Below are 9,749 nucleotides of genomic sequence, written 5' to 3'. Positions count from 1 at the left end.
CTGTTGCCTGTGTGGCCCCCTTAAAAAAGGAGCACACAAAAAATGGGCACCCTCCCCTCTCTTGGTCCCGCGAGCCCACGCTTGGGGGACCGGCGCGCGGTTTGTGTTGTCAGCAGGGTTTTCGAAGGGAGGAGTGCACGATGTTCGAGGCGGTTCAGACGCTCAAGGCCGAGTACGCCGAGCTGGAGCGGCAGATGGCGGATCCGGAGCTGCACTCCGACCAGGCCAACGCCCGCCGGGTCGGCAAGCGGTACGCCGGGCTCGCACCCGTCGTCCGCACGTACGACGAATGGCTGCAGACCGGGGACGACATCGAGGCGGCGCGTGAGCTGGCCGCCGAGGACCCGAGCTTCGCGGAAGAGGCGACCAAGCTGGCCGCCCGCCGCGAGGAGCTGGCCGAGAAGCTGCAGGTGCTGCTCGTCCCGCGGGACCCGAGTGACGACAAGGACGCGATCCTCGAGATCAAGGCCGGCGAGGGCGGCGACGAGTCGGCCCTGTTCGCCGGCGACCTGCTGAAGATGTACCTGAAGTACGCCGAGTCGCAGAACTGGAAGACCGAGGTCCTCGACTCCGCCGAGTCCGACCTGGGCGGGTACAAGTCGATCACGGTCGCGGTGAAGGCGAAAGGTACGCCGGAGCCGGGTGAGGCGCCGTACGCGAAGCTCAAGTTCGAGGGCGGCGTGCACCGGGTCCAGCGGGTGCCGGTGACCGAGTCGCAGGGGCGGATCCACACGTCCGCGGCCGGCGTGCTGGTGCTGCCGGAGGCCGAGGACGTCGATGTCGAGATCGACCAGAACGACCTGCGGATCGACGTGTTCCGGTCGTCCGGGCCGGGTGGGCAGAGCGTGAACACGACCGACTCCGCCGTTCGGATCACCCACTTGCCGACCGGCATCGTGGTCTCGATGCAGAACGAGAAGTCGCAGCTGCAGAACCGCGAGCAGGCCATGCGTGTCCTGCGGTCCCGGTTGCTTGCCGCCGCGCAGGAGGCCGCCGACCAGGAGGCGTCCGACGCGCGCCGGTCGCAGATCCGGACTGTGGACCGGTCTGAGCGGATTCGCACGTACAACTTCCCCGAGAACCGGTTCTCCGACCACCGCGTCGGCTACAAGGCGCACAACCTCGACCAGGTCCTCGGCGGCGAGCTGGCGCCGGTGATCCAGGCCCTGACCGACGCCGACCTGGCCGCCCGCCTCGAGGCCGTCGAGTCCCAGTGAGCGGAGTGAAAGCTCTGGTAGCCGAGGCGACGGCTCGGTTGCGGGAGGCGGGGGTTGCGTCACCGGACTTCGACGCAGCCGAGTTGCTCGCTTTCGTCACGGGATCGAGTCGGCTGCACCTGGCTGAGCCCACGGACGAGCAGAGGCAGCGGTACGACGTACTGATCGAGCGCCGGGCTGGTCGCGAACCGTTGCAACACCTCACCGGTACGGCGGCCTTCCGCTATCGGGAGCTCGCGGTCGGTCCGGGGGTGTTCGTGCCGCGGCCGGAGACCGAGGTGATGGTCGGCTGGATCCTCGACCGCCTCGAGGACGTGAAGGAACCGCTCGTCGTAGACCTCTGCACCGGCTCAGGCGCGATCGCCGGCGCGATCGCGACCGAGCGCCCGGACAGCGTCGTGCACGCGGTCGAACTGTCGGCGGAGGCGTGCGTCTGGGCCCGACGGAATTTGGCCGGCACCGGGGCCGTCCTGCATGAGCGCGACATCGACGGATGTCTGCCGGAGTTCGACGGTCAGGTGGACGCGGTGATCTCCAACCCGCCGTACATCCCTTTGACCGCGTGGGAATCCGTCACCGCCGAGGTCCGCGACCACGACCCCGCGCTCGCGCTGTGGTCCGGTGACGACGGCCTCGACGAGATCAAGGTGGTCGCCGCGACCGCGGCCCGCCTGCTCAAGCCCGGCGGCTGGTTCGCCTGCGAACACGCCGACGTCCAAGGCGAATCCGCCCCCGCCGTCTTCACCACCACCGGCCTCTTCATCGAAGTCCGCGACCAGCTGGACCTAGCCGGCCGCCACCGCTTCGCCACCGGCCGCCGGATCTGACTACTCGTAGACCACGAATTCTGGGCGGGGCTTGAGGGCCATCACTTGGGTCGGTGTCATGAGGGGACCGTGGCGGGTGTCCTCGACGTAGAAGAGTTTGAAGCCGGCGTGGACGCTCGGGGCAAGACTCGTGGTGAGTTTGGTCCAGGTTTTCAGTTTGTCGACGCGGGCGCCGATGCCGTCGACGGACTTGATGGTGACGACGCCGGGATGTTTCTTCAGGGCCTGCTCGTTGGTGACGATCCGCGTCGACAGCTGGTGAAAGACGAACACCTTCTCGGGCAGGTTGCCGGCCTGCACCAGTCCCGACAGGTACGAAGCGATGCTGTCGAGGTCGGCGCCCGTGGTGTGGCCGAAGACCCCGCCCGGGACCTGACTCGGCCCGACCGCCCACTCCGGGTCGAACGCGAGTCCCACGTCCGGCTCCTTCAGCCAGCGCTCGAGCCGCTTCACCTCGGGCAGGATCTTGGCCCGGCCCGGCTGGATGTCGAGCAGCAACAGCATCTTGTGCTTGCGGGCGACGGCCAGGTACTCGTCGATCGTCGCGTCCGGCAGCCGGCCGCGGTACATCCCGTCCGTGCCCCGGGATCCCTTCGCCACAACGGCAATCAGCTCCATCACCGGGAGCGGCGTCCGCCCGGCCGCGTAGGCCTTGGACAGCGTCTCCAGCTTCGCCGCCTTCGCGTCGAGGTCCTTGTCCAACGGCCCGAGCGCGGGTGATCCGGGCATGCCGACGTACCCGACCAGCTGGTACTTCGGGAAGATCACCCGCCCGCCCCGCGGCAGCTCACCGTCGGCCGGCGGGGTGGGGACTGTTGGACTCGGCCGGACGGCCGTCGGTGCCGGCTCGGAGGTCGTTGAGGTCGTGGCAGCGGGGACGTCGCTGCAGGCCGCCACACTCACCAGGACGACCGCCAGCACCCCACAGACTCTCCGCACCGGACCAAGGTACCCAGGCCTAGCTCACGTACGCGTCGATCTCCGCCAGCAGTTCGTCCTTGACCGAGTCCTCCGCGAACGACACCCGGACGGCGGTCTTGGCGAGCTCGGCCACGCCGGTCTCGTCGAGGTCGAGGAGGCGGGCGGCGACGGCGTACTCGTTCGTCAGATCGGTGCCGAACATCGGCGGATCGTCGGAGTTGATCGTGACGACGAGGCCGGCGTCGACCATCGCGCGCAGCGGGTGCACGTCGTACGACGCGACCGCGCGGGTGGCGATATTCGAGGTCGGGCTGACCTCGAGCGGGATCCGGTGCTCACCCAGGTAGTCGACCAGAGCCGGGTCCTGCATGGTCGACGTACCGTGGCCGATCCGCTCGGCCTTCAGCATGCGGACGGCGTCCCAGATCGTCTCCGGCCCAGTGGTCTCGCCTGCGTGCGGCGCGCTGTGCAGGCCGGTCGCGACGGCGGCCTCGAAGTGCGGCTGGAACTGCGGCCGCGGTACGCCGACCTCCGGCCCGCCGAGCCCGAACCCGACGAGGCCTTCCGGCCGGATCTTGGTCGCGATCCGCAGCGTCTCCTCGGCGGCCGGCAGCCCGGCCTCACCGGCGATGTCGAAGATCCACCGCAGGGTGATGCCGAATTCCTTCTCGGCGGCCACCCGGGCGTCCTCGATGGCCTCGCAGTACGCCTCGGCCGCGATCCCGCGCTGCACGGAGGTGTACGGCGTACAGGTCAGCTCGGCGTACCGGAGGTTCTGCGCGGCCATCTCGCGGGCGACCTCGTAGGTCAGCAGCCGGACGTCCTCGGGCGTCTTGATCAGGTCGACGACGGTCAGGTAGACCTCGATGAACTTCGCGAAGTCGGTGAACTTGAAGTACTCCGCGAGCAGCGCCGGGTCGGCCGGCACCGGCGACTCGGGGTGCCGGGCGGCGAGCTCGGCGACGATCCGCGGCGAGGCCGATCCGACGTGGTGAACATGCAACTCGGCCTTCGGCATCGCGGCGAGGAACTCACGCGACACAGTCATGGGGCCTCCCGGCCTGGACTGAGGAGCGCAGGGAGCGAAGCGACTGGAGCGACGAGGGAAGGTCGGGAGCCAAGGCCCCATGACCCGCCGGGCCGGAGGCTCGGCAATTCAAAACAGTCATGAGCGGGATCCTAAGGAGTACTGGGGGCGGGCGGCTGGAAAGCTCACAATCATTTGTCAGGAACGGGTGGGGGTGCAGCCCGGTTGGAGTCGGGGCCCGCGTGAGTGGCACGATTCACTCCGTGAGTGAGCGCTTCGACTTCAGCGGCGACGAACTGGCACCGGCCTACCGCGCGGCCGTGGATGCCATCGAGGCCGGCGACCTGGTCGTCCTACCGACCGACACCGTGTACGGGATCGCCGCGGACGCCTTCAAGGCCGACGCGGTCCAGCGGCTGCTGGACGCCAAGGGCCGCGGGCGGGACATGCCGCCGCCGGTGCTGATCTCGGTGGTCGAGTCGCTGGACGCGCTCGCCACCGACGTCCCGGACGCGGGCCGCAAGCTCTGCCAGGAGTTCTGGCCGGGGCCGTTGACGGTGATCTGCCACGCGCAGACGTCGCTGATGTGGGACCTGGGGGAGACCCAGGGGACCGTCGCGCTCCGGGTGCCCGATCACGAGAACACCCGCGAACTGCTGTCCCGGACCGGGCCGCTCGCGGTCAGCTCGGCGAACAAGTCCGGCCGGCCGGCCGCGCTGGACGTGTACGACGCCGAGGAGCAACTGCAGGACTCGGTCGCGGTCTACCTCGACGGCGGCGCGGTGACCGGCGGGGAACCGTCGACCATCGTCGACCTCACGGGAGAGACGCCCAAGGTCGTCCGCCTCGGAGCCCTCTCCTTGGAGCAACTGCGCGCTGTCGTGCCTGAGGTCGCGTCAGACTCTGATGAGGAAACCGCAGCGGAAACCACAGAAAAGCCAACCGAAGATGTGGTCGAGGCGTCCAACGCAACGGATGACGAGAAGCCGACCGATCCTGATGTGAGGCCTGCGGACTAGTGCGCGAGTACCTGCTGGTCCTGTTCGTGGCGATGGCCACGACCTTCCTGCTGACCGGCGTGGCCCGACAGATCGCGCTGCGGTACGGCGCGGTCGCGAAGGTGCGGTCCCGGGACGTGCACAAGGTCCCGATCCCGTACTTCGGCGGCATCTCGATCCTCGGCGGCCTGATCGCCGCGTTCGCGGTCGCCTCCGCCCTGCCGTTCCTCGGTGACAGCCTGCAGGTCGCCCACGACGCCCGGGCGATCCTGATCGGCGGGGTGGTGATCTGCGCCGTCGGCGTGGTCGACGACCTGTACGAGCTGGACGCGATCACCAAGCTGGCCGGCCAGGTCCTCGCGGTCGGCGTGATGGTTGTCCAGGGCATCCAGTTGTACTGGCTCCCGCTGCCCGGTGGCGTGATCTCGCCGTCACCCGCGCAGCTGGCCGTGCTGACCGCGGGCATCCTGCTGGTGTCCTGCAACGCGGTGAACTTCGTCGACGGCCTGGACGGCCTGGCCGCCGGCGTCACGGCGATCGGCGCGACCGCGTTCTTCACCTACTCGTACCTGCTGAACGTCGAGCAGAACCTCGACCGTGCGACCACCTCGACCCTGATCACGGTGGCCCTGGCCGGTGCCTGCCTCGGCTTCCTGCCGCACAACTTCTTTCCCGCCAGGGTTTTCATGGGCGACTCCGGCGCCCTGCTGATCGGCCTGATGCTGGCCGCGTCGACGATCAGCCTCACCGGCCAGATGGACCCGAACGCGGTCCCGTACGAGGTGGGCGGCTCCAGCCTGCTGCCGGCGCTCCTCCCGCTGATCCTCCCGATCGCCGTCCTCGCGATCCCCGCGCTGGACCTGACCATGGCCTACGTCCGCCGGACCAAGGCCGGCCGGTCGCCCTTCGCCGCGGACAAGTTGCACCTGCACCACCGGCTGATGCAGCGCGGTCACTCGCACCGCCGGGCGGTGCTGCTGATGTACCTCTGGACGGCTCTGATCGCGTACGGCGTGGTCGTCCTCGGCCTGGTCCTGTTCTGGTGGACGGCTCTGATCGTGCTGGCCGTGACGGTCACCGCGATCCTGCTCACGACCGGTTTGCCACGCCGTTCCCGGAAACCGCTCGCCAAGGTCTGACCGCGAACTTGGAGGGACCAGACCACTCACGCACGTGGCCTACCGATAGGGTGTGCGTGTACAGCGGCAGGGGCCCCGTTTTGCTGACCGTGCAGACTTTGTGCTAGTTTTCACAAGCACCAGCAAAGAACAGCGACACCCCTGACCCCGCCCACCCGACGACCAGGCCGCGAGACCTGGTCGCCAGCAGGACGGAACCACCAGATGGCTCCTTCGGCTCACAGCCCGAAAGTCGCCGGCCAAGCCACGAGGCACCCGGCGCTAGCGATGTTGCGTGGCGCTTTGGTCGCCGCCCTCGTCGTCGGTATCAATGCGGCCGTGGTGTCCACCGTCGCGGCCGGTCTGCCCGGCTTGTGGGGAGCGTTGCTGGGTCTGCTGACGGTGATCGTCTTCTCCGGCGTCGGCCTGATCGCTCTGCACCTGTCGCGCAAGACCTCTCCGACCATGCAGCTGGCCGTCGCGATGGCGTCGTACTCCGGACGGATCGCGTTCTTCGGCGGTCTGCTCGCGATCGCGCTGAGCTCCGACAGCCTGGCGCGGCACGTGAATCTGACCGTGCTCGGCGTGGTCGCCCTGGTGGTCGTGATGGCCTGGCTGGCCGGCGAGATCTGGGCCTGGTCGCGGCTGCGCATCCCGATCTACGACCTCGACAATGAGGTGACGGCATGAGCACCCTGGGTAATGATTCCCCTGCTGTGGCAGAGGTTACGGGTGCCGATGTGACCGGTCCTGTCCACTCCTGGTACGTTTCGGGTGCCAATGAGCGAGCACGAGGATCCGAAGCCATCACCCCCCAATTCGGGCGACGGCTGGCGGGTCCTGTCCTACTTGATCGGCGGTGTCGTGGTGTACGGCGGCATCGGGTTCGGGTTGGATCGCCTGCTCGGCACTCAGTTCTTACTCCCGGTGGGCATCGTCCTCGGTGCCGGGCTCACCATCTTGTTGCTGCACTTCCGGTACGGAAAGTCCTGAATCCTTCAGGGTTCGGCGCGATCCGCACCGGGTCTGACGTTGTTGACCGCCATGCCCTGAGCCGCCCTGCCCTTCACTACAAGGCGTCCGACTTGAGCACGACGCGAGAGGAGACCCGGTGACCGCCGGCGTTCCGACCGAGTTCATCGCACCCGGTCCACAGAGCTTCGACACCCCGCCGATCATCGATGGCGTGGACTGGTTCACCAAGCCCGTGCTGGTGTCCGCATTGTCCGTCGTCGTCATCCTGTGGTTCTTCTGGGGTGCGTCCCGCAAGGCCGGTGTCGTCCCTGGCAGGCTGCAGTTCGCCGGCGAGCTCGGGTACAACTTCGTCCGCAACTCGATCGCCCGCGACGCGATCGGCAGCCAGGAATACATGAAGTACGTGCCGTACCTGACCGGCCTGTTCTTCTTCATCCTGCTGAACAACATCGCGGCCACCATCCCGCTGGTCCAGTTCCCGACCTTCAGCCATATCGGCTGGGCGTACAGCGCCGCGATCATGACCTGGGTCATCTACAACGCGGTCGGCATCAGGAAGCACGGTCCCTGGGGCTACTTCAAGCACCAGACCATGCCGCCCGGTGTGCCGTGGTGGCTGATGCCGCTGATGATCCCGATCGAGTTCATCTCGAACATCGTGGTCCGGCCGATCTCGCTGAGCCTGCGGTTGTTCGCGAACATGTTCGCCGGCCACATCCTGCTGCTGGTGTTCGTGCTCGGCGGTGAGTACCTGGTGTTCGAGGCCGACAGCATCGCGCTGGCCGGCGTCGGCATCCTGACCTGGATCATGGGCCTCGCGATCGGCGGACTGGAGCTGTTCGTGCAGTGCATCCAGGCCTACATCTTCGTCGTGCTGACCGCGCAGTACATCGGCAGCGCCATCGCCGAAGACCACTGATCCGCAGTACCCCTAGACCCGTAGTAACGGAAACCCGGATAGCCCCTATCCGTACCGAAAGGAAACACCTGAGATGGCTCTCGAGATTGCCGGCAACATCGCAGTCCTCGGCTACGGCCTGGCCGCGATCGGTCCGGGCGTCGGCGTCGGTCTGATCTTCGCCGCTGTGATCAACGGCACCGCGCGGCAGCCGGAGGCCCAGAGCAAGCTGCAGTCGATCGCCTGGATCGGCTTCGGTGTCACCGAGGTGCTGGCGATCATCGGTATCGCACTCGCCTTCGTCTTCCGTACCTGAGCTACTTCCTCCGACTGACAGGATCCAGACATGAAGACGCTGGTGCTACCGCTCAGCGAAGCGGCCGGTGAGACCGCGAACCCGCTGCTCCCGCACACGGCCGAGATCATCTTCGCCTTCGTTTTCCTGATCCTGCTGGCCGTCGCCTTCGCCAAGTACGTCGTCCCCCGGTTCGAGAAGGCGTACGCCGATCGGACCGCGGCGATCGAAGGCGGGATGAACGAGGCCAAGCAGGCCCAGGCCGAGGCGAAGGCGGCTTTGGAGAAGTACAACGCGCAGCTGGCCGAGGCCCGGCAGGAGGCTGCGAAGATCCGCGAGGACGCCCGCGAGCAGGGTGCCCAGATCATCGCGGAGATGCGCGAGCAGGCGAACGCCGAGGCCGAGCGGATCGTCACGCACGCGCGGACCCAGATCGACGCGGAGCGGACCCAGGCGGTCGCTTCGCTGCGCAGCGAGGTCGGCACCATGGCGACCACGCTGGCCGGCCGGATCGTCGGCGAGTCGCTCGAGGACGAGGCGCGTCAGCGCCGCACCGTCGAGCGCTTCCTGGCCGATCTCGAGGCGTCGGAGTCCGCTCGTCAGGCCGTCGGAACGGACGGCTGATGCGCGGCGCGTCGAACGAGTCACTCGCCCGGGCCGCGGAGGCCCTGGCGGGTGTCACCGTGACCGAGGGGCTGGGCGCCGAGCTGTTCTCGGTCGCCAAGCTGCTGGACGGCAGCGGCGCGCTCCGGCGTGCACTGACCGATCCGGCCCGGCCCCGCGACGCCCGCGTCTCCTTGGTCCAGCAGCTGTTCGGCGGCAAGATCTCCACCCAGGCGCAGGAGATCCTGACCACGGCGGTGGCCGGTCGCTGGGTCGGCGGCCGGGACCTCGGGAACGCCCTCGACCAGCTCAGCGTGCAGGCCGAGGTGGCGTACGCCGACGGCCGGCGCAAGCTGGACGACCTCGAGGACGAGCTGTTCCGGCTCGACCGGATCGTCGCGGCGGAGCGGGGACTGAGCGACAAGCTCAGCGACCGCAACATCCCGCTCGCGGCCCGGCAGGAATTGCTCGCCGGACTGCTGCAGGGCAAGGCCGATGCCGTCACGGTGCGGCTGGCCGAGCGTGCTGTGGACGGCCGGGGCCGCAGCTTCGCGGCCTCGATGCGGACGTACCAGGTCGCCGCGGCGGCCCGGCGCAACGCCAGCATCGCGACCGTGCGGGTCGCCACCGACCTGACCGAGGGCGAGCGCGAACGGCTCGCCGCGACGCTGGGACAGCAATACGGCCGGGACATCCAGCTGAACGTCATCGTCGACCCGAACGTGGTCGGCGGCGTCCGGGTGGACATCGGCGACGAAGTGATCGACGGAACCATCGCGGCCAGGCTCGACGAAGCGCAACGGCGCATCGCGGGCTGAACCCCCTTAACGACATAAAGCGGCGCTAAGGGTCGGGAAAGCCTTTAGAGCC

12 protein-coding genes are annotated in these 9,749 nt (G+C 68.3%); 10 read left to right on the top strand and 2 right to left on the bottom strand.

Annotated elements, in window-relative coordinates; genetic code table 11:
* Positions 1-140 precede the first annotated feature (140 nt).
* The gene (gene prfA / locus ACZ3HV_RS17720; protein ID WP_465685511.1) at positions 141-1,217 is read left to right on the top strand and encodes a peptide chain release factor 1; all 1,077 of its coding nucleotides are present in this window, start codon (positions 141-143) and stop codon (positions 1,215-1,217) included.
* Positions 1,214-2,044, top strand: a complete 831-nt coding sequence (prmC, locus tag ACZ3HV_RS17715) for a peptide chain release factor N(5)-glutamine methyltransferase (protein ID WP_465685509.1) — start codon at positions 1,214-1,216, stop codon at positions 2,042-2,044. Before prfA ends, prmC begins: the two co-directional genes overlap by 4 nt.
* On the opposite strand, the gene ACZ3HV_RS17710 is transcribed toward prmC, so the two are convergent.
* Both ACZ3HV_RS17710 and ACZ3HV_RS17705 read right to left on the bottom strand, forming a co-directional pair.
* Complete coding sequence (locus ACZ3HV_RS17710) at positions 2,045-2,983, bottom strand: hypothetical protein (protein ID WP_465685507.1); 939 nt, start codon at positions 2,981-2,983, stop codon at positions 2,045-2,047.
* Positions 2,984-3,002: 19 nt separating this feature from the next.
* The gene (locus ACZ3HV_RS17705) at positions 3,003-4,013 is read right to left on the bottom strand and encodes an adenosine deaminase (protein WP_465685505.1); all 1,011 of its coding nucleotides are present in this window, start codon (positions 4,011-4,013) and stop codon (positions 3,003-3,005) included.
* A gap of 242 nt (positions 4,014-4,255) precedes the next feature.
* Between ACZ3HV_RS17705 and ACZ3HV_RS17700 the strand changes: the two genes are divergently transcribed.
* The 8 genes from ACZ3HV_RS17700 (at position 4,256) to ACZ3HV_RS17665 (ending at position 9,697) form a co-directional block, all read left to right on the top strand.
* Positions 4,256-5,011: an L-threonylcarbamoyladenylate synthase gene (locus ACZ3HV_RS17700; protein ID WP_465685503.1), complete on the top strand. Its 756-nt coding sequence runs from the start codon at positions 4,256-4,258 to the stop codon at positions 5,009-5,011.
* On the top strand, positions 5,011-6,129 hold the full coding sequence (locus ACZ3HV_RS17695) for a glycosyltransferase family 4 protein (RefSeq protein ID WP_360379460.1): 1,119 nt from the start codon (positions 5,011-5,013) through the stop codon (positions 6,127-6,129). The genes ACZ3HV_RS17700 and ACZ3HV_RS17695 overlap by 1 nt, the downstream gene beginning before the upstream one ends.
* A gap of 204 nt (positions 6,130-6,333) precedes the next feature.
* Positions 6,334-6,798, top strand: a complete 465-nt coding sequence (locus ACZ3HV_RS17690) for a hypothetical protein (RefSeq protein WP_465685501.1) — start codon at positions 6,334-6,336, stop codon at positions 6,796-6,798.
* A 90-nt stretch (positions 6,799-6,888) separates the two neighbouring features.
* Positions 6,889-7,101, top strand: a complete 213-nt coding sequence (locus tag ACZ3HV_RS17685; protein WP_465685499.1) for an AtpZ/AtpI family protein — start codon at positions 6,889-6,891, stop codon at positions 7,099-7,101.
* Positions 7,102-7,219: 118 nt separating this feature from the next.
* A complete protein-coding gene (atpB, locus tag ACZ3HV_RS17680; protein ID WP_465685497.1) occupies positions 7,220-8,002 on the top strand; it encodes a F0F1 ATP synthase subunit A in 783 nt (260 codons plus the stop codon).
* 73 nt (positions 8,003-8,075) lie between these two features.
* Positions 8,076-8,297: an ATP synthase F0 subunit C gene (gene atpE / locus ACZ3HV_RS17675; protein ID WP_328519104.1), complete on the top strand. Its 222-nt coding sequence runs from the start codon at positions 8,076-8,078 to the stop codon at positions 8,295-8,297.
* A 30-nt stretch (positions 8,298-8,327) separates the two neighbouring features.
* Positions 8,328-8,900, top strand: a complete 573-nt coding sequence (locus ACZ3HV_RS17670) for a F0F1 ATP synthase subunit B (protein ID WP_465685495.1) — start codon at positions 8,328-8,330, stop codon at positions 8,898-8,900.
* Positions 8,900-9,697 carry a F0F1 ATP synthase subunit delta gene (locus ACZ3HV_RS17665; protein WP_329480174.1) on the top strand — a complete coding sequence of 266 codons (798 nt, stop codon included), beginning with the start codon at positions 8,900-8,902 and terminating at the stop codon, positions 9,695-9,697. Before ACZ3HV_RS17670 ends, ACZ3HV_RS17665 begins: the two co-directional genes overlap by 1 nt.
* The last annotated feature ends 52 nt before the right edge of the window (positions 9,698-9,749 follow it).

The organism is Kribbella sp. NPDC020701 (assembly GCF_055562215.1).
The sequence above is the reverse complement of the archived record's forward strand: the minus strand, read 5'-3'. Positions and strand labels throughout refer to the sequence as shown.